This window comes from Roseomonas sp. CAU 1739 (assembly GCF_039839775.1).
In the GTDB taxonomy this organism is placed as follows: domain Bacteria; phylum Pseudomonadota; class Alphaproteobacteria; order Acetobacterales; family Acetobacteraceae; genus Neoroseomonas.
The window spans coordinates 79,438-97,638 of the sequence record NZ_JBDOQQ010000020.1 but is presented as its reverse complement, the minus strand read 5'-3'; the positions used below and the strand labels follow the sequence as shown (position 1 = coordinate 97,638).

General features: G+C 69.7%; 13 protein-coding genes and 1 pseudogene. 10 read left to right on the top strand and 4 right to left on the bottom strand.

The window, feature by feature from the left end:
* Both AAFN86_RS25315 and AAFN86_RS25310 read left to right on the top strand, forming a co-directional pair.
* Positions 1–202: pseudogene (locus AAFN86_RS25315) on the top strand (D-galactarate dehydratase); the annotation flags it as partial.
* Between the two features lie 95 nt (positions 203–297).
* Positions 298–1,884 (top strand): calcium-binding protein, encoded by a 1,587-nt coding sequence (locus AAFN86_RS25310; RefSeq protein ID WP_347546385.1) that lies wholly within the window; start codon positions 298–300, stop codon positions 1,882–1,884.
* A 39-nt stretch (positions 1,885–1,923) separates the two neighbouring features.
* Here AAFN86_RS25310 and AAFN86_RS25305 read toward each other — a convergent pair whose 3' ends face one another.
* Positions 1,924–3,123 carry a M20 aminoacylase family protein gene (locus tag AAFN86_RS25305; protein ID WP_347546383.1) on the bottom strand — a complete coding sequence of 400 codons (1,200 nt, stop codon included), beginning with the start codon at positions 3,121–3,123 and terminating at the stop codon, positions 1,924–1,926.
* An 81-nt stretch (positions 3,124–3,204) separates the two neighbouring features.
* On the opposite strand from AAFN86_RS25305, the gene AAFN86_RS25300 reads away from it, so the two are divergent.
* The 8 genes from AAFN86_RS25300 to AAFN86_RS25265 all read left to right on the top strand — a co-directional run bounded on the left by AAFN86_RS25300 (position 3,205) and on the right by AAFN86_RS25265 (position 10,743).
* Positions 3,205–4,176, top strand: a complete 972-nt coding sequence (locus AAFN86_RS25300) for a tripartite tricarboxylate transporter substrate binding protein (RefSeq protein ID WP_347546382.1) — start codon at positions 3,205–3,207, stop codon at positions 4,174–4,176.
* The gene (locus AAFN86_RS25295; RefSeq protein ID WP_347546381.1) at positions 4,176–5,177 is read left to right on the top strand and encodes an Ldh family oxidoreductase; all 1,002 of its coding nucleotides are present in this window, start codon (positions 4,176–4,178) and stop codon (positions 5,175–5,177) included. Before AAFN86_RS25300 ends, AAFN86_RS25295 begins: the two co-directional genes overlap by 1 nt.
* Positions 5,174–5,908 (top strand): RNA methyltransferase, encoded by a 735-nt coding sequence (locus AAFN86_RS25290; protein WP_347546380.1) that lies wholly within the window; start codon positions 5,174–5,176, stop codon positions 5,906–5,908. Before AAFN86_RS25295 ends, AAFN86_RS25290 begins: the two co-directional genes overlap by 4 nt.
* 526 nt (positions 5,909–6,434) lie before the next feature.
* Positions 6,435–7,547 (top strand): ABC transporter permease, encoded by a 1,113-nt coding sequence (locus AAFN86_RS25285; RefSeq protein WP_347546379.1) that lies wholly within the window; start codon positions 6,435–6,437, stop codon positions 7,545–7,547.
* 2 nt (positions 7,548–7,549) lie between these two features.
* The gene (locus AAFN86_RS25280) at positions 7,550–8,302 is read left to right on the top strand and encodes an ATP-binding cassette domain-containing protein (RefSeq protein WP_347546378.1); all 753 of its coding nucleotides are present in this window, start codon (positions 7,550–7,552) and stop codon (positions 8,300–8,302) included.
* Positions 8,303–9,349, top strand: coding sequence for an MlaD family protein (locus tag AAFN86_RS25275; RefSeq protein ID WP_347546377.1), 1,047 nt, complete (start codon positions 8,303–8,305; stop codon positions 9,347–9,349). It abuts the gene before it with no gap.
* Positions 9,350–9,955: a hypothetical protein gene (locus AAFN86_RS25270; RefSeq protein WP_347546376.1), complete on the top strand. Its 606-nt coding sequence runs from the start codon at positions 9,350–9,352 to the stop codon at positions 9,953–9,955.
* Positions 9,956–10,068: 113 nt separating this feature from the next.
* Positions 10,069–10,743 carry a hypothetical protein gene (locus AAFN86_RS25265; RefSeq protein WP_347546375.1) on the top strand — a complete coding sequence of 225 codons (675 nt, stop codon included), beginning with the start codon at positions 10,069–10,071 and terminating at the stop codon, positions 10,741–10,743.
* Positions 10,744–11,117: 374 nt separating this feature from the next.
* On the opposite strand, the gene AAFN86_RS25260 is transcribed toward AAFN86_RS25265, so the two are convergent.
* The 3 genes from AAFN86_RS25260 to AAFN86_RS25250 form a co-directional block, all read right to left on the bottom strand.
* Complete coding sequence (locus AAFN86_RS25260) at positions 11,118–13,448, bottom strand: xanthine dehydrogenase family protein molybdopterin-binding subunit (protein WP_347546374.1); 2,331 nt, start codon at positions 13,446–13,448, stop codon at positions 11,118–11,120.
* 242 nt (positions 13,449–13,690) lie between these two features.
* Positions 13,691–16,840, bottom strand: a complete 3,150-nt coding sequence (locus AAFN86_RS25255) for a multidrug efflux RND transporter permease subunit (RefSeq protein ID WP_347546373.1) — start codon at positions 16,838–16,840, stop codon at positions 13,691–13,693.
* Positions 16,841–16,846: 6 nt separating this feature from the next.
* A complete protein-coding gene (locus tag AAFN86_RS25250) occupies positions 16,847–18,007 on the bottom strand; it encodes an efflux RND transporter periplasmic adaptor subunit (protein ID WP_347546371.1) in 1,161 nt (386 codons plus the stop codon).
* Positions 18,008–18,201: the final 194 nt, after the last annotated feature.

The following is an 18,201-nucleotide window of genomic DNA, read 5'->3' as shown; positions in this document are numbered from 1 at the left end:
GGCCAATCCGCGCACCATGCGCACCATGTCCGAGCACGTCGATGTGGACGTGACCGGGCTACTGCAGAAGCAGATGAACATGGACGAGGCCGGCGAGGCGCTGCTCGACTGCATCATCCGCACGGCGGATGGCCAGTTCACAGCGGCGGAGATCCTCGGCCACCGCGAATACAGCCTGACGCGGCTTTACGAGAGCGCGTGATCGGCGCGGCCAAGGGGCAACTTTCCCCCTTGGCCGTCCGAACCCGGCTTGGCTAGCATTCGGTTTCGATCCGACAACAAGGAGCCGAGCCCGACATGCCCAGCCAGGTCGTGACCACCGATGTCATCGGCGGTGCTTCGCTGAGTGGCGCGGAATACCTGCTCGTCAGCGCCGGCGGCATCCTGCGGTACAACTTCAGCACCATCGGCGTCACCTCGGGCGTCGGGGCCAGCACCGTCTTCAACTACGGGCTGGTGCACAGCGAAGGCAACGCGCTGGTGGCCTATGCCCTCAGCGAGGTCGTGGTCCGCAACCTGGGCGACATGATCGGCATCGTGTCGGGCATCGTCACCTCCGAGGCCGCCGAGGTCTCGCTGTTCAACGCCGGCAGCCTGATGAGCACGAACCAGGCTTTCTGGGCCGCCAATCCCGGCGCCGCGCCGACCGTCGTCGAACTGGACAATACGGGCGTGATGTCGGGCGCCGTCGCGGTGCGGATCGACGGGCAGCAGATCACCTCCTTCGTCAATGCCGGCACCATGAACGGCACGGTCGCGGCCATCCAGCTGAACGACCTCACCCTCGCGGCGACGCTGGTCAATCGCGGTGACATCGCCGGCCCGCAGGCCATCGCCGTCGCCAATACCACGGCGGCGCTCACCCTGCTCAACAGCGGGCATATCGACGGCACAGTCCAGCTCGGTTCCGGGGGCGACCTGTTCGACAGCCGGGACGGCACGACGAGCGGCCTGGTGCAGGGCATGGATGGCGACGACACGATGGTCGCCGGCACCGCCCTCGGCGCCTTCGACGGCGGCGTGGGGCAGGATGTGCTGATCGGCGGGGCCGGCGCGGATACGCTGCTCGGCGGCCTCGGCCTCGATACGCTGGATGGCGGCGGGGGCAATGACAGCCTGGTCGGCGGTGGCACCGGCGATGGCGCCGATCTGCTGCTTGGTGGCGCCGGGGACGACATCCTGGCCGGCGGCCTGGGCAGCGACGAGATGGACGGCGGCGAGGGCAACGACATCCTGCGCGGCGGCGCCGGGGCGGATTTCCTCGATGGCGGCCTCGGGCGCGACCTGCTGGACTACGCACTGTCGCTGGCCGTGAACGTCAACCTCGGCACGGCGGAAGCCTCGGGTGGCGATGCCGCGGGCGATGTCTTCAGCGGCTTCGAGAACCTCGCCGGCGGCACCGGCAACGACACGCTGACCGGCGATGCCTTCGCCAACGTGCTGTACGGCCGCGCTGGCAACGACCTGTTGAGCGGCGCCGGCGGCAATGATCTGCTGGTCGGCGACCTCGGCAACGACACGCTGGATGGCGGGCTCGGCGCGGATGTGCTGCGCGGTGGCGTGGGGGCGGATGTGTTCCGCCTGTCCGCGACGACCTACAGCCCGAATGTCGCCGGCCAGCGCGACCGCATCTTCGACTTCGTGCGCGCCGAGGGCGACCGGGTGGATCTTTCGCTGATCGACGCCGATGCGGCGCTGGCGGGCAACCAGGCCTTCGCCTTCGTCGGCAACCTCGCCTTCACGGCGGCGGGACAGGTGCGCGCGGTCGCCTCCGGGGCCAACTACCTGGTGCTGGGCAACACCGACGCGAACCTCGCGACAGCGGAATTCGCGCTGGTCATGACGACCGCGACCGCGCCGATCGCGGCCGACTTCATCCTCTGACCAGCGCGCAATTGTCGCACCGCCAGCGACATGCCGGGCTCAGCCTTCGACGCGCGGCATCTTCTGTTCCACCAGCGTCGCCAGCATCCCGCCGCCATACGGGATCGCGGCGTCGTTGAAGTCGTAGTGCACATTGTGCACCTCGCAGCCGCCGGCATCGCCCACACCGTTGCCGACATGGATGTAGGCGCCGGGCTTCTCGAGCAGCATGTAGGCGAAGTCCTCGCTGCCCATCACCGGGGATCGGTTGCGCTCGACATGCGCCTCGCCGACCAGCGCCACCGCCGCGTCGCCCATCGCGACCGCTTCCTCCGGCGTATTGATGGTGGGCGCGGCGATCTCGCGGAAGGTCACCTCGGCGGTCGCGCCGAAGCCGGCGGCAATGGATTGCGCCACGGCCTTCATCCGCTCCTCGACCATGCGCATCGTCTCCACACTGAAGGCGCGCACGGTGCCCTTCATCGCCACGCGGTCGGGGATGACGTTGTAGGCATCGCCGGCGGTGAAGCCGGTAACGCTGATCACCGCTGAATCCAGCGCGGCGACATTGCGTGACACGATGGTCTGCAGCGCCGAGACGATCTGCACGCCGACGATCACCGGATCGACGCTCGATTCCGGCCGCGCGCCGTGGCCACCGCGGCCCTGCACGACGATGTCGAAGAACAGCGCGCCGGCCATCACCGGCCCGGGGCGGATGGCGAACTGCCCGACCGGCAGGCCGGGGCGGTTGTGCAGGCCAAACACCGCGTCGCAGGGAAACCGGTCGAACAGCCCGTCGGCGAGCATCGCCTGCGCGCCGCCGCGGCCTTCCTCGGCCGGCTGGAAGATGAAATGCACGGTGCCGTCGAAATTCTTCGTCTCGGCCAGGTACCGCGCGGCGGCGAGCAGGATGGTGGTGTGCCCGTCATGGCCGCAGCCATGCATCTTGCCCTCGATGGTGGAACAATGCGCGAAGTCGTTGGCCTCGGGCATCGGCAGCGCGTCCATGTCGGCGCGCAGGCCGATGCGGCCCTGGCCATTGCCGTTCCGCAGCACGCCGACAACGCCGGTCCCGCCGATGCCGCGATGAACCTCGATGCCCCAGGCGGCCAGGCGCTCGGCGACCAGCGCGCTGGTGCGCACCTCCTCGAAGCCCAGCTCGGGATGGGCGTGGAAGTCGCGCCGCCAGGCGGTCAGCTCGTCCTGCCATTCCCGGATCCGTTCCACTGCGCTCACGCGTCGCTCCGTCTCTGTCATGGGTCGGCGATCCCTATAGGGTGCCGCGCCTGCCTGGGCTACCGTTGCCCCAACAACAAGCACCAGGAGAGGATTTCGTTCATGATGGACCGCCGTTCCATGCTTGCCGGCCTCGCCGCCGCCAGCCTGCCGGCCGCGGCGCGGGCCCAGGCCGCCTTCCCCGACCGCACGGTGCGCTACATCGTCCCCTTTCCGCCCGGTGGCCTGACCGACATCATGGCGCGGCTGGTCGGGCAGAAACTGTCGGAGACCTGGGGCAAGCCCGTGGTCATCGAGAACCGCGCCGGCGGCAATGCGCTGATCGGCGCCGATGCCGTGGCGAAGGCCGCGCCGGATGGCCACACGCTGCTCGCCATCACCATGACGCATGCGGTGAATGCCTCGCTGTTCCCGAACGCGCCCTACAATTTTCGGCAGGACCTGACGACGATCTCGGTGCTGGGTTCGCTGCCGCTGGTGGTGGTGGTGAATGCGGAGAAGAGCCCGGCGCACAGCCTCGCGGAGTTCATCGCGCTGGCGCGCACCGAACGGATGAATGCGGGGTCGTCGGGCAATGGCTCGCCGCCGCATCTGGGCATCGAACTGGTGCGGATCGCGGCGCGGGCGGGCGACAACATCCAGCACGTCCCCTATCGCGGCGGCGCGCCATCCGTCACCGACCTCGCCGCCGGCAATCTCGACTTCATGGTCTCGAACCTGCCGGAATGCATCGCGCAGATCCAGGGCGGCCGGCTGCGGCCCCTGGCGGTCACCTCGGCCGAGCGCCACCCGCTGATCCCCAACGTGCCGACGGTCAAGGAAGCCGGCCAGCCGAGCCTGGAGATGACCAACTGGACCGCGGTGATGGCGCCCGCCGGCGTGCCGGCGCCGATCCTTGCCCGGCTTGAGGCCGATACGCTGGGCGCGATCCGCGACGGCGATGTTGCCCGCCGCGCACGGGAAGGTGGCTTCACGGTCGAAGGCTGGGATCGTACACGGTCGAACGCCTTCGTGGCGGAGGAGACCGCGCGCTGGGCGCGGTTGATCCAGGATGCGGGGTTGCGCGCGGACTAATGCGGATTTCCCTGAACGACGCGCAGGCGCTCGCGCGCAATGCCCTGGCCGCCGCCGGCGCGCGGCCGGAGATGGCCGCGGCGACCGCCCGCGCCCTGGCCGCGGCGGAAGCCGCCGGGCAGGCCGGACATGGCCTGTCGCGCGTGCCGCAATACGCCGCCTTCCTGAAGAATCGCCGCGCCGATGGTGCGGCGGTCCCGCGCATCGTCAATGAACGCGGCGGCGCGGTGCTGGTCGATGCGCGACATGGGCTCGCCTATCCGGCACTGGCGCTGGCGGAATCGGAAGCCGCCTGGCGGGCGCGGGCGCATGGCGTGGCCTTCGCGGGCGTGACCAATTCCCACCATTCCGGGGCGATGGGCCTGCCGGTCGCGCGACTGGCGCAGCAGGGGCTGGTCGCACTGGCCTTCACCAATTCCCCCGCGGCGATGCCGGTGCCCGGCGGCGCGCGCCCGCTGATGGGCACCAACCCGATCGCCGCCGCCTTCCCGCGCCGCGACGGGCCGCCGCTGGTCATCGACATGGCGCTGTCCGAGGTTGCCCGCGGCAAGATCATGGTCGCCGCCAAGGAAGGCCGGCCCATCCCCGAGGGCTGGGCCGTCGATGCGCTGGGCCGCCCGACCACCGACCCGAAGGCGGCATTGTCGGGTGCGATGCTGGCGATGGGCGGGGCCAAAGGCGCGCTGCTGGCGATGGTGGTGGAATTGCTGTGCTGCGCGCTGACCGGCGCGGCCTTCGGCTTCGAGGCCGACAGCTTCTTCGAGGATGACGGCAATCGCCCACGCCTGGGCCAGGCGTTGCTGGTCGTCGATCCCGGCGCGCTCGCCGGCACCGACGCCTTCGCTGCGCGCATCGAAACCTTCGTCGCCGCCATGACGGCCGAGGACGGCGTCCGCCTGCCGGGCAGCCGGCGCGACGCGCTGGCCGCCCGCGCCGCCGCCGATGGGGTCGAGATACCGGACGCGCTGCACCAGCGCCTGATGGCCCTCGCAGCTTCGTGACCCAGCCCGAACTCGACCGGCATTGCGGCCCGGCCGCCGTCGCCGCGCTGTTCGCGCATCGGCCGCAGGATGTGATGCGGCTGTTCCACACGCCGGAGCGCCGGCGCGAAGCCGGGCCGCATTGCGCCGTCATGGCCCGGCAGCGCCGCCCCTATCGGGAGGTGACGGCAGCCGATCTCGCCCGTGTCGCCGGCACGCAGCACCATGGCGGGCTGGTGGCGCTGGCGCTGCCGCGGCCCGTGCCCGCGCTCGACGCGCGCAATCCGCCCGCCGCGATCGGCGCGGTGCGCGTGACGCCGGTGCTGGATGGCATCGGCAATCCGCACAATCTCGGCGCCATCGCCCGGTCCGCGGCCTTCTTCGGCTGCCGCGCGCTGGTGCTGTCGGGCGACCCGCGCCAGGCCGGGCTGTCGGATGCGGCTTTCCGTACATCCGAGGGTGGGCTGGAGGCGCTGGAAGTGTTCCGTGCCGAGGATCTGCCCAGGGCGCTGCGCGGCCTCGCCCCACGCATCCTGACCGTGGCCGCCGTGGCGCATGGCGGCGTGCCGCCCGCGCAGATCCCGCGCGACACCCCGATCGCCCTGGTGCTGGGCAATGAGGAGGATGGCGTGACGCCGGCGACCCTCGGCGCCTGCGCGATGCGCGTGACGCTGCCGCCGGTCGGGCCGGTCGAAAGCCTGAACGTGTCGGTGGCCGCGGCGGTGCTGATCCACGCCCTCGGCGGTCCGTGACGCGGCGAACCTGGTTGGATGGCGGAGGCCCGTGGGCGGCAGATTGGGCTGAAGGTTGGAGGGGCCTTGCCCCTCCAAGCCACCCCACCAAAGGCTTAAGGCCTTTGGAAACCTCGACCTGGCGTTGGGCGCGGCGGTTCGTCCCCGCGATGAACGCGGCTTTGGGCCGGCGAGCCCGTTCGGCAATCGAGCCCGCCTGCGGCGCGCAGCGCCCAGTGACAGGTTCTAGAAGGGTCAGAGCCGATCGCGTCTGACTGGAATCCGTCAGACCTGAGACGGTGCTCGTTCAAACAGGGGGGTTCAGGCGGCTTGCGTGAGCGCGGTCGAACGCCAACCGCGCGACGCCATTGGTGGGGGCATGAGGCACTGCCTCGCGTAGAGGGGGCAAGGCCCTCTCTGTGCCCATGCGTCACCGCCCTACCCCACCGCCACGCATACCCGCCCGTGCGCGGTTCGGGCCGGACCGCATGAACCCCGCATCAACTCGGGGCTTGCGGTGCGGTGCGGTATCGGTCCAATCGACCGCATGAACGCAAGCCCGGGCGAGGCGACGGCGCGGATCGAGGCGCTCACGGAACAGGGCGGGCGCGTGCTGCGCGCGAGCGGCCGCCTCGACACCGCGGCCGCGGCGCGGCTTTGGCCGGTCGCCATGAAGGCGGCCGAGGGCGAACCGATCATCGCGATAGACCTCGGCGGGCTTGAGGCCATCGATTCCGCCGGCGCCGTGCTGTTGCTGACGGCCGCCCCGGGGGCCGAGCTGCGCGGCGCGCCCGACCAGGCTGCCGCCGTGCTGGAACGCACCCGCAAGGCGCTGGAGACGATCCCGCCGCCCGGCCCACCGCCGCCCTGGCACCCGATCACCGCCATCGGCCGGGCCACGGTGGGCAAGATCCATGACGGCATCGCCGGCATCGCCTTCATCGGGGAAGCGCTGGTCACGATCGCGCGCGTGGCGACCCGCCCGAGGCTGCTGCGGCTGTCGGACGTGCTGCGCCATCTCGACGAGGTCGGCACCCGCGCCTTCCCGCTCACCCTGCTGCTCGGCTTCCTGATCGGCATCATCCTGGCCTACCAGTCCTCGATTCCGCTGCGGCGCTTCGGGGCGGAAGTCTTCGTGCCCAACCTGGTCGGCATTTCCCTGCTGCGCGAATTGGGGCCGCTGCTGGCGGGCGTGGTGCTGGCCGGGCGCACCGGGTCGGCCTTCGCCGCCGAACTCGGCACCATGACGGTGAACGAGGAAGTGGACGCGCTGAAGATCATGGGGGTGGATGCCACCGCCATGCTGGTGCTTCCGCGGCTGGTCGCCGCCACGCTGGCCATGCCGGTGCTGGCGATGCTGATGAACGTGGCGGGGCTGGCGGGGATGACGCTGATCATGGGCACGCTCGGCTACCCGTGGGCATCGGTGCAGTCGCAGTTGCAACAGTGGCTGTCGCTGCAGGACCTTGCCGGCGGACTGTTCAAGGCGGCCTGCTTCGGGCTGGTGATCGCCGGCATCGGCTGCCGCGCTGGGCTTTCGGCTGGGCGCGGGCCGCGCGCCGTGGGCGACGCGGCGACCGCGGCGGTGGTCGGTGGCATTGTCGCCATCGTGGTGATGGATGGCATCTTCGCCGTGCTGTTCTTCCGGATGGGCATCTGACCATGGCCGATGACCCCGTCATCCGCGCCGAGGGGCTAGCGGTACGCTTTGGCAACCGAACGATCTTCAAGGACGTTTCCTTCGAGGTGAAACGCGGTGAGATCTTCGTGATCCTGGGTGGGTCGGGCTGCGGCAAGTCCACCCTGCTCAAGGCGCTGATCGGGCTGGTGCCGCTGGCCGCCGGCCATGCCTGGCTGCTGGGCGAGGAACTGGCCACCGAGGACGACGCCGCCCGCCGCGCACTGTTGCGCCGCATCGGCGTGATGTGGCAGTCCGGCGCGCTGTTCGGGAGCATGACCCTGGCGGAGAATGTCGAACTGCCGATCGAGGAACACACCGACCTGCCGCGCCCCGCGCGCGTGGCGCTGGCGCGCTCCAAGCTCGGCCTGGTCGGCCTGGGCGACGCGGCGGGGCGGCTGCCGGCGGAGATCTCCGGCGGCATGGCGAAGCGTGCGGGCATCGCGCGCGCGATGGCGCTCGACCCGCCGCTGCTGTTCCTCGACGAACCGGGCGCGGGGCTCGACCCGATCACCTCGGCCGGACTCGACAAACTGATCAAGGACATCGCCCGTGACACCGGCACGACCTTCGTCGTGGTGACGCACGAATTGCAATCGATCCTGGCGATCGGCGACCGCTGCATCATGCTCGACAAGGACGCGCAGGGCATGATCGCCGAGGGCGACCCGCGACAGCTGAAGGCGGACAGCACCCAGCCCACCGTGCGCGCCTTCTTCCGGCGGGAGGCCGCGTAGATGGCCCGGTCAGGGCGCTCGCTCTACCTGCGCGTCGGCATGCTGGTCGTCGCCGGCACGGTGCTGGCGATCGGCTTCATCCTGTTCCTCACCTCAGGCAGCTTCGGCCCGCGCCAGCTGATGTTCGAGACCTATGTCCGTGAATCGGTCGCCGGGCTCGAGGTGGGCGCCCCGGTGCGCTTCCGCGGCGTCGCGGTCGGCCGGGTGACCGAACTCGGCCTGACCTCGGTCGTCTATGGCGTGTCGGAAGGCGGGGCGGACAACAGTGCAAATCGCCTGGTGCTGATCCGCTTCGCGCTCGACCCGACGCGCTACGGCAATACCCCGGTCGAGGAAGCGGTGCGCGCCGGGCTGCGCGTGCGCATGGCGAGCACGGGCGTGACCGGCGTCTCCTACCTCGAGGCCGATTTCGTCAATCCGGAGCGGTTCCCGCCGATCGAGGTGCCGTGGCGCCCGGCCTTCCCCTACATCCCATCCATCCCATCCACCATCAACCAGGTGACGACGGCGGCCGAGCGGCTCATGACGCGGCTGTCGGACATCGACCTTGACGCGCTGTTCACCTCCGCCACCGACCTGATCACGGATCTGCGCCGCCAGGTGGACGGCCAGGGCGACCTTGGCGTGACGCTGCGCGAGGCGGCGGCGACCATGACGGCGCTGCGCCAGGCGATCGAGGGGGCCGAACTCGCCAGCACCGTGCGCGATGTGCGCGAGGCGGTGAACCGCATCGGTGGCGCCGGCGAAGCCGCCGAGCGGCTGCTGGACGGCCCGGCGGTCGCCTCGGCGGTGAACAACATCAGCCAGGCTGCAGCCGACCTGCGCACCTCCATCGCGCGTCTGCCCGCGGTGATCCAGACGCTTGAACTGGCGCTGCGCAGCGTGCGCGGCACCACCACCGATGCGCAGGCCGACCTTGGCCCACTGCTGCGCGACCTGCGGGCGACCGCCGCCAGCCTGCGCGACACCGCCGAGGCGCTGCGGCGCAGCCCATCGCAATCCCTGTTCGGCCAGCCGCCGCCACCGCCAGCCCGGGACCGCCGCTGAATGACCCTGCGCCGCAGCCTTCTCCTCGCCCCCGTCGCGCTCGCGGCCTGTTCGGTGCTGCCGGACCGACCCTACCTGGACACGCAGCGCTTCCCGCTGGAACCGCGACGGACGGGTGCGCCGATCAGCGGGCGGGGGCGGCGGACGCTGCTGCTGCGTACGTTGCGCGCCGGGGCCGGGATGGAAACACGCAACCTGCGCACCATCCGCCCCGACGGCACGGAAAGCCTCGATTTCTACGCCGAATGGGCGGCCCCGCCGGCCGAGGCCGCCGAGCAGTCATTGCGCCGCTGGCTGATCGATTCGCGCCTGTTCGCGGCCATCCTGTCCCCCGGCAGCCGAGTGACACCGGATTTCGTCATGGAGGGCGAGATCACCGCGCTCGCTGCCAACCAGGGCCAGGGTGTCGCGCGTGCGGAGCTGACCCTGCTGCTGGTGGACGAGCGCAACGGCAGCCGGCTGGTCGGTCAGCTGGTGACCGACGGTACTGCGCCGCTGCCCGCCGGCACCGCAGCGCCCACCCCCGAACAGGCAGCCGCGGCGATGTCGGCAGCGCTGGGCAACGCCCTGGCATCCCTGGAACAGGCGCTGGCGCGCTACGCCTGAAGCAATTCGCAGGATGTGATGTGTCGCGGTTGGCTCTGCGTTGTCGCTCGGCTAGCGTGGCCACGGAATGAGCGGGCGCCATGCCCGGCACCTCGGGAAGGAGAGCCCGCCTGATGTTCAGACGCATCGCCATCGCCGCCGCAGCCCTGCTGGGCATGGGCTACCTGATCCCCGCGGCGCAGGCCCAGACGGGCGACCCGTCCTTCAACCTGATCAACCGCAGCAGCCGGGTGATCTACGAGGCCTATGCCTCGCCGTCCTCGGACAGCAACTGGGGCCAGGATCGGCTCGGCCAGAACATCATCCCGGCCGGGCGCAGCTTCGTCATGCGCCTGCCGCAGGGCGAATGCATCTACGACCTGCGCGTCGTCTATGACCGGGCAGGCGGCCCGTCCGAGGAACGCCGCAACATCAACCTGTGCAACCTGACGGAGCTGGTCTTCGACGGCCGGCCGCAGCAGCAGGGCGGCCAGCAGCCGCAGCAGGCGCCGCAGCAGCAGGCCCGCCCGGGTCCGGGCCAGGGCGCGCGCGGCAACCCATCCTTCAACCTGGTGAACCAGGGGCAGCAGACGGTGATGGAAGTGTACGCCTCGCTCGCCACCGACCAGAACTGGGGACCGGACCGGCTGGGGGCCGACACCGTCGCACCGGGCGCGGTCTATCCGGTGCGCCTGCCGGAAGGCGACTGCATGTACGACCTGCGCTTCGTCTACCAGAACGGGCAGTCGCAGGAGCGGCGAGGGGTGAACCTTTGCGAAGTCACGAATGTGACGCTGCCGCTGCAGTAAGGCCGACGCGATCGTCGCGATGAAAGGGGCGGGCCCGGCGGGGTCCGCCTTTTCTTTTGGGGCGGATGCCGGAGGGGCGCCGCCCCTCCAGACCACCCCGCCAGGGGGCAACGGGCCCCTGGACCGCGGAATGCTGGTGCCTGTGGAGACGTGGCGCCGATTGGTGGCGAGGGGGAGATGCTGCGGGCTGTGCAGAACGTGCCGGCCGGCGCCTTGCGCCTGCGGCCATGCACAAAGACATCGCCGGCAAGAACTCAGTTCATGCTCAGGGTTACACTGGCAGGTCCAGCCCGGCGCCAGGTCCCCGCGGTCCAGGGGGCCGTAGCCCCCTGGTGGGGTGACTTGGAGGGGCAACGCCCCTCCAACCTTTCACGTCACGCAGCAGCCTTCGCCAGCGCCTTCCACACCGCTTCCGGCGTCGCCGGCATGTCGATGGTGGCAACGCCCGCATCCGCCAGCGCATCCACCAGCGCGTTCATCACCGCCGGCGGCGAGCCGACCGCGCCGGCCTCCCCTGCCCCCTTCACCCCGAGCGGGTTGGTTTCGCAGGGCACCGCGACCAGTTCGACCTCGATGGATGGCAGGTCGTCCGCCCGCGGCAGCGCGTAGTCCATGAAGGATGCCGAGATGAGCTGCCCGCTGTCGCCGTCATAGGCGGTGCGTTCCAGCAGCGCCTGGCCGATGCCCTGGGTGACGCCGCCATGCACCTGGCCGCGCACGATCAGCGGGTTCAGCGCATGGCCGACATCATCCACCACGATGTAGCGCGCGACGGCGACGACGCCGGTTTCCGGATCGACCTCCACCTCGGCGACATGGCAGCCATTGGGGAAGGTGTGGGACTTGATCTCGGCGGTTTCCTGCGCGTCGAGGATGGTCGCCTCGATGCCCGCCGCCGCCTTCTTCCGCTGCACGGCGGCGAGTTCCAGGATGCCGATCGCACGATCGGTGCCGACCACGGTGAAGCCGCCGTCGCGCGGGGTGAACTCGATATCGGCGACCGAGGCTTCCAGATGCTCCGACGCCGCGATCTTGCCTTTCTCGACCACGCTCGCGGTGGTCACCAGGATCGCCTGGCCTTCGGAATACAGGCTGCGGGCGCCGCCGGTCCCACCGCCATCGGGCAGCGTGTCGGAATCGCCCTGCTTGACGCGGATCTTCTCGATGGGGATGCCGAGTTCGAAGCTCGTCATCATGGCATAGGCGGTCTCGTGGCCCTGGCCGGTGGATTGCGTGCCGACATAGACATCGACGAATCCGTCATCGGCGAATTTCACCGCGGCATTCTCGGTCGGCGAACCACCGGTCGCTTCCAGATAGTAGGCGAGACCGATACCGCGCTTCTTGCCGCGCTTCGCCGATTCCGCCTTGCGCGCGGGGAAGCCGGCCCAGTCCATGTTGGTGAGCGCGGTGTCGAGGATCAGCGCGAATTCGCCGGAATCATAGCGCTGCCCCATCGCCGAGGTGTAGGGCATGGCCGAGGACGGCACCATGTTGCGCCGGCGCAGCTCGATGCGGTCGATGCCGACTTCGTGCGCCGCGGTGTCGATCAGACGCTCGACCAGGTAGTTGCTCTCCGGCCGCCCGGCGCCGCGATACGCATCGACCGGCACGGTGTTGGTCATCACGCCGATGACCTGCGCGTGGATCGCCTGGAAGCCGTAGACCGAGGCCAGCACCTTCGTCCCTGCCCCGGTCGGGATGAAGGGCGCGAAGGTGTTGAGATATGCCCCCATCCCCGCCCAGTTCTTGGTGCGCAGCGCGAGGAACTTGCCGTCCTTGTCCAGCGCCAGTTCGCCGATGGTGATGTTGTCGCGGCCATGGGTGTCGGACAGGAAGGCCTCGGTGCGTTCCGAGGCCCACTTCACCGCGCGGTTGATGGCGCGCGCCGCGAAGGCGGTCAGGACATGTTCGGGGTAGATGAAGATCTTCATCCCGAAGCCGCCGCCGACATCGGGGGTGACGACGCGGAAATTGTCGGTCGAGACCTTGAAGATGTTCTGCGCCATCACGTTGCGGACCAGCCAGGAGCCCTGGGTGTTGGTCGTAATGGTCCAGTGGTTGCGCGCGGCATCGTATTCGGCGAGCGAGGCGCGCGCTTCCATCGAGGCGACCACGACGCGGTTGTTCACCACGCGCAGCCGCGCGACATGCGCCGCACCCTTGATCAGCGCATCGACCTTGGCGGCGTCGCCGGTTGCCCAGTCGAAGCAGGTGTTGTTGGGCGCGCTCGGCCAGATCTGCGGCTGGCCGGGGTCGGTCGCGGTGGCGAGGTCGGTCGCGGCGGGTAGCAGGTCGTAGTCGATCTCGATCGCCTCGGCGGCGTCGCGGGCCTGGGCGATGGTCTCGGCGACGATGAAGGCGACGGGATCGCCGACATAGCGCGCGACACCTTCGGCGAGTACCGGATGCGGCGTGGCCGAGGTCGGGCTGCCATCGACCGACTTCACGGGCGCGAGACAGGGCAGATGCCCGATGCCGGCCGCGGCGAGGTCCGCCCCGGTCCAGACGCCGAGCACGCCCGGCATGGCCTTGGCGGCCCCGGTGTCGATCGAGACGATCTTCGCATGGGCATGCGGGCTGCGCAGGACATAGCCCTGCGCCTGCCCCGCCACCGCGACGTCATCCGTGTAGCGGCCACCGCCCTTGAGAAGGCGGGGATCCTCGACGCGACGGATGGATTGGCTCAGGCCGAACTTCGCCATGCCCGGTGTCTCCCTTGGTTCCTGCTCCCATCATCTGCGATGCGGGGGCCGTATGGGAAGGGGGCGGCGCTCGCCTTTGGCGAGCGCTTGAGTCTTTGTGCGTCCCTCAGGCGGCGGGCGCGGCCCATCCGGGCCGCTTGCCTTCGCGCCCTGCACCGACGCGCCGGGGGCAGCGGGCGGTCGGGGCGCGGCCGCGCTGTGCGCTCGCGGCCCGAGGCAAAGCCTCGGGCCGCGGAATGGCGTCAGTGTTCGGCGGCGGGCGCCTTGCGTCCGAACAGCCGCTTGCTGCCCTCCCGCATCGATTGGAACACCACGTACAGCATCGGGATGACGAAGATGCCGATGACCGCGGCGCCGATCATGCCGCCGAACACCGCCGTGCCCACCGCGCGGCGGGACATCATCGCGGCCCCGGTCGCGAAGACCAGCGGCACCAGCCCCAGCACGAAGGCGATCGACGTCATCATCACCGCACGGAAGCGCAACCGTGCCCCCATCACCGCCGCATCGCGGATGGAGAGCCCTTCCTCGCGCTTCTCCTTGGCGAATTCGACGATCAGGATGCCGTTCTTGGCGGCCAGCGCGATCAGCACCACCAGACCGATCTGCGCATAGATGTCGAGCGGCATCTTGGCGACGAACAACGCCCCGAAGGCAGCCAGCACACCCACCGCGACCGACAGCAGCACGGGCACCGGGATAACCCAGGATTCATACAGCGCGACCAGGAACAGGTAGGCGAACATCACCGCGAGCGCGAGGATGTAGATGGTCTGCCCCGAGGCCAGCTTTTCCTGATACGCCGTGCCGGTCCATTCATAGCCATAGCCGCGCGGCAGCACCCGGGCCGACAGCGATTCCATCGCCGCAAGCGCATCGCCAGACGACACGCCCGCCCGCGGCGCGCCGTTGATCGAAATGGCGCGGTAGTTGTTGTAGCGGAAGATGGTCTGCGGACCGATGCGCGTCTGCACATCGGCGACCGCACGCAGCGGCACCATCTCGCCGCGCGTGTTGCGGACATGGATGCGCCAGATGTTCTCCACGTCACGGCGGTCGGCAGCCTCGGCCTGCAGATTCACCTGCCAGGTGCGGCCGAACAGGTTGAAGTCGTTGACGTAGAAGCCACCCAGCGTGGCCTGCAGCGCGGTGAACACATCGGAGATGCGCAGGCCCAGCGCCTGCGCCTTCTCCCGGTCGAGGTCGAGATACAGCGTCGGGTTGGTCGCGTTGAAGGTGGAGAACACCGCGGTCAGCTGCGGGTCCTGGTTGGCCGCCACGATCAGCCCCAGCATGACCGCGCCGAGTTCGGCGGGCGGCCGCCCTTCATAGTCCTGCAGGATGTATTCGAAGCCACCGCCGGTCCCCAGCCCGATGATCGGCGGCAGGTTGAAGGCGAAGACATTGGCCGTGCGCACCGCCTGGCCGGCGCCAAACACCCGCCCGATCGCCGCCTGCACCGACATCGCCGCATCGGTGCGGTCGGCGAACGGCTTCAGCCGCGCGACCAGGAAGGCGGAATTGGACTGCGCACCGCCATCGATCAGCGAGAAGCCGACGATGGCCAGCGTGCCCTGGACCGACGGGATGGACTTCAGGATCTCCTCGACCTGCACCACCGCTTCGCGGGTGCGGGAGACGGAAGCGCCCTGCGGCAACTGCACCTGGACGAAGAAGGCGCCCTGATCCTCCTGCGGCAGGAAGCCCGACGGCGTGATCTTCGACATCTCCCAGATGCCGAAGAAGAAGCCGCCGGTCAGCACGATGGACAGGATCGACACCCGCACCAGGCGCGACACCACGCCGGCATAACGGTCGCGCACCCAGTCGATGCTGCGCAGCCAGCGTCCCATGATGCCGGGCCGGTGGCCACCCGCATGCGCATGCGGGCGCAGGAACACCGCGCACAGCGCCGGGGACAGCGTCAGCGCATTGATGGCGCTGATCACCATCGCCGCGCTGATGGTCACCGCGAACTGGCGGAACAATTCGCCCGACAGGCCCGGGATGAAGCCGATCGGCACGAAGACCGACAGCAGCACCAGGGTGATGGCGATGATCGGCGCGGTGATCTGCGCCATCGCCTTCTTGGTCGCCTCGCCGGGGGTGAGGTGCGGTTCCTCCTCCATCACCCGTTCGACATTCTCCACCACCACGATGGCGTCATCGACCACGATGCCGATGGCGAGCACCATCGCCAGCAGCGAGATGGTGTTCGCCGAATACCCCAGGGCGAGCAGGATGATGAAGGACCCGATCAGGCTGACCGGCACGGCAATGGTCGGGATGATCGTCGCGCGCATGTTCCCCAGGAACAGGAACACAACGATGACGACCAGGATGAAGGCCTCGATCAGCGTCTTGATCACCTCATGGATCGTGTCGTTCACGAAGTCCGAGGTGTCGAAGAAGACGCGGTGGTTCACCCCCACCGGATAGCGGGCGCGCATTTCCTCGAGCGCGCGGCGGACATTCTCGGCCGCCGTCACCGCGTTCGCACCGGGCTGGAGATAGACGCCGAAAGTCACCGCGGGCTTGCCGTCGAAGCGGCTTTCGGTGTCCATGCTGGCGGCGCCGAGTTCGACGCGCGCGACATCGCGCACGCGCAGCACCGAGCCGTCCGGATTGGCGCGGATCAGGATGTCGCCGAACTGTTCCGGTGTGGTCAGGCGGCCCTGGGTCTCGAGGTTGATCTGGAATTGCTGGTCGTCGGGCATCGGCCGGCCGCCCAGCCGGCCCACCGGCGCCTGCACGTTCTGCGCCTGGATCGCCGCCACCACGTCCGATGGCGTGAGGTTGAGGCTGATCAGCCGGTCCACCTCGAACCAGATGCGCATGGAATAATCCATCGCGCCGAACAGGTTCACCTGGCCCACGCCCGGCACGCGCGCCAGCCGGTCCACGATGTTGATGGTGGCGTAGTTCGACAGGAACAACGGCGTGTGCTCGCCGCTTTCCGAATACAGGAAGATGAACTGCAGCACCGCCGAGGACTGCTTGCGCACCGTGACGCCCTGGCGCTGCACCTCCTGCGGCAATCGCGCCAATGCCGCCTGCACGCGGTTGTTCACGTTGACGGTGGCCAGGTCCGGGTTGGTGCCCAGCTGGAAGGAGACGTTGAGGCTGTAGGACCCGTCATTGGCGCTGTTCGACCGCATGTAGATCATGCGGTCCACGCCATTGACCGATGCCTCGATGACCTGCGCCACGGTCTGTTCGATGACGGTCGCCGAGGCGCCGGGGAAGCGCGTGGTGACGGATACCTGCGGCGGCACGATGTCCGGCAGCTGGGAGACGGGGATGCGCGTCATCGCCAGCGCCCCGGCCAGTGCCGTGACGATCGCGATGACCATCGCGAAGCGCGGACGGTCGACGAATATGGCGGAGAACACGCGCGGTCAGCCCCGGACCGGCGGTGCGGCCGGTGCGGATGGCGGTCCGGGGTTCACCGGCTGGCCGGGCCGGACGCGCTGCACACCTTCGACCACCACGGTCTCGCCGCCCTGCAGGCCGGATTCGACGACGGCCACCTGCCCGGTCGAGCGGCCAAGCGCGATGTTGCGCCGTTCCGCCTTGTTGCCCTCGCCGACCACGAAGACATAGGCGCCCTGCTGGTCCTGCAGCACCGCCGCACGCGGCAGGGTGATCGTCAGCACCGGCTCCGAGCCCTCCAGGAACACGGTGACGAACTGGCCGTCGACCAACTCGCGCGGCGTGACCGGCGTCGCGCTGTCCGAGGCCCGGCGCACCGGGTTGGGGATCAGCGCGCGCACCAGGATGGTGTCGGTGTTGCGGTCGATCTGGTTGTCCACGAAGTCCACGCGCCCGGTCTCGCTGTACATCCGCCCATCGGTGGTGCGGATGCGCACGCGCACCGCGTCGGGCCCGCCGCGCCCCTCGAAGCGGTTGCGCAGGTCGAGCGCGGTGCGCTGGCTGACCGTGAAGGCAACGCGCATCGGGTCCTGGCTGACGATGGTCGCCAGCGTGCCGGTATCGGGGCCCACCACGTTGCCGATGGACAAGATGGTGCGGCCGATCTGCCCGGCGATCGGCGTCGAGATCTCGGTGTAGCCGAGGTTGATCTGCGCCACCCGAACCGCGGCCTGGGCGGACAGCACCTGCGCCTGCCCGGTGCGTTCGGCGGCCTGCGCGTTGTCGAAGGCGACCTGCGTGCCCGCGCCGCTCTGCCGCAGGTCGCGCGCGCGGGCCAGCGCCACCTGGGCGTTCTCAAGCTGCGCGCGGGCCGAGGCCAGGCCGGCCTCCGCCTGCTCGACCTGCGCCTCGAAAGGCGCGCGTTCCAGACGGTACAGAACCTGGCCCTCGGTCACGTCGGAGCCTTCACGGAACAGGCGTTCCTGCAGGAAGCCGGTGACGCGGGCGCGGATGTTCACCCGGTCCGTCGCCTCGACCCGGCCGACGAATTCGGTCGTCTCGGTGATCGGGCGGCGTTCGGCCGTGATCACGCCGACGGCCGGCGGCCCCTGCGGGCCGAACTGCGCGGCAGCGGGCAGCGCACCGGCGAGAAACAGGGCAACGGCACCGGCGAGTACTCGGATCATGACGGCTTCCACTGGCGAGCCTCCGACATGAGGGGGCGTTGTGCGGTGCGTCAAGACCGTTGGCCAAAGGGCCGGCGGCCTCGACGGGTTGTATGCGGACACCCGGGCCCGCCGGGCGCCAGCCTAAAGCGTGATCGCCGCAGGTGGAATCGCCGGAGGCGCGGATCACGCGATCAAACAAAGGGCATGGAGCA

Bases quoted from the DNA above. Each gene is read 5' to 3' on its own strand.
- AAFN86_RS25310 (WP_347546385.1), top strand. From the start codon at position 298: ATGCCCAGCCAGGTCGTGACCACCGATGTCATCGGCGGTGCTTCGCTG.
- AAFN86_RS25305 (WP_347546383.1), bottom strand. From the start codon at position 3,123: ATGACAGAGACGGAGCGACGCGTGAGCGCAGTGGAACGGATCCGGGAA.
- AAFN86_RS25300 (WP_347546382.1), top strand. From the start codon at position 3,205: ATGATGGACCGCCGTTCCATGCTTGCCGGCCTCGCCGCCGCCAGCCTG.
- AAFN86_RS25295 (WP_347546381.1), top strand. From the start codon at position 4,176: ATGCGGATTTCCCTGAACGACGCGCAGGCGCTCGCGCGCAATGCCCTG.
- AAFN86_RS25285 (WP_347546379.1), top strand. From the start codon at position 6,435: ATGAACGCAAGCCCGGGCGAGGCGACGGCGCGGATCGAGGCGCTCACG.
- AAFN86_RS25280 (WP_347546378.1), top strand. From the start codon at position 7,550: ATGGCCGATGACCCCGTCATCCGCGCCGAGGGGCTAGCGGTACGCTTT.
- AAFN86_RS25275 (WP_347546377.1), top strand. From the start codon at position 8,303: ATGGCCCGGTCAGGGCGCTCGCTCTACCTGCGCGTCGGCATGCTGGTC.
- AAFN86_RS25270 (WP_347546376.1), top strand. From the start codon at position 9,350: ATGACCCTGCGCCGCAGCCTTCTCCTCGCCCCCGTCGCGCTCGCGGCC.
- AAFN86_RS25265 (WP_347546375.1), top strand. From the start codon at position 10,069: ATGTTCAGACGCATCGCCATCGCCGCCGCAGCCCTGCTGGGCATGGGC.
- AAFN86_RS25260 (WP_347546374.1), bottom strand. From the start codon at position 13,448: ATGGCGAAGTTCGGCCTGAGCCAATCCATCCGTCGCGTCGAGGATCCC.
- AAFN86_RS25250 (WP_347546371.1), bottom strand. From the start codon at position 18,007: ATGATCCGAGTACTCGCCGGTGCCGTTGCCCTGTTTCTCGCCGGTGCG.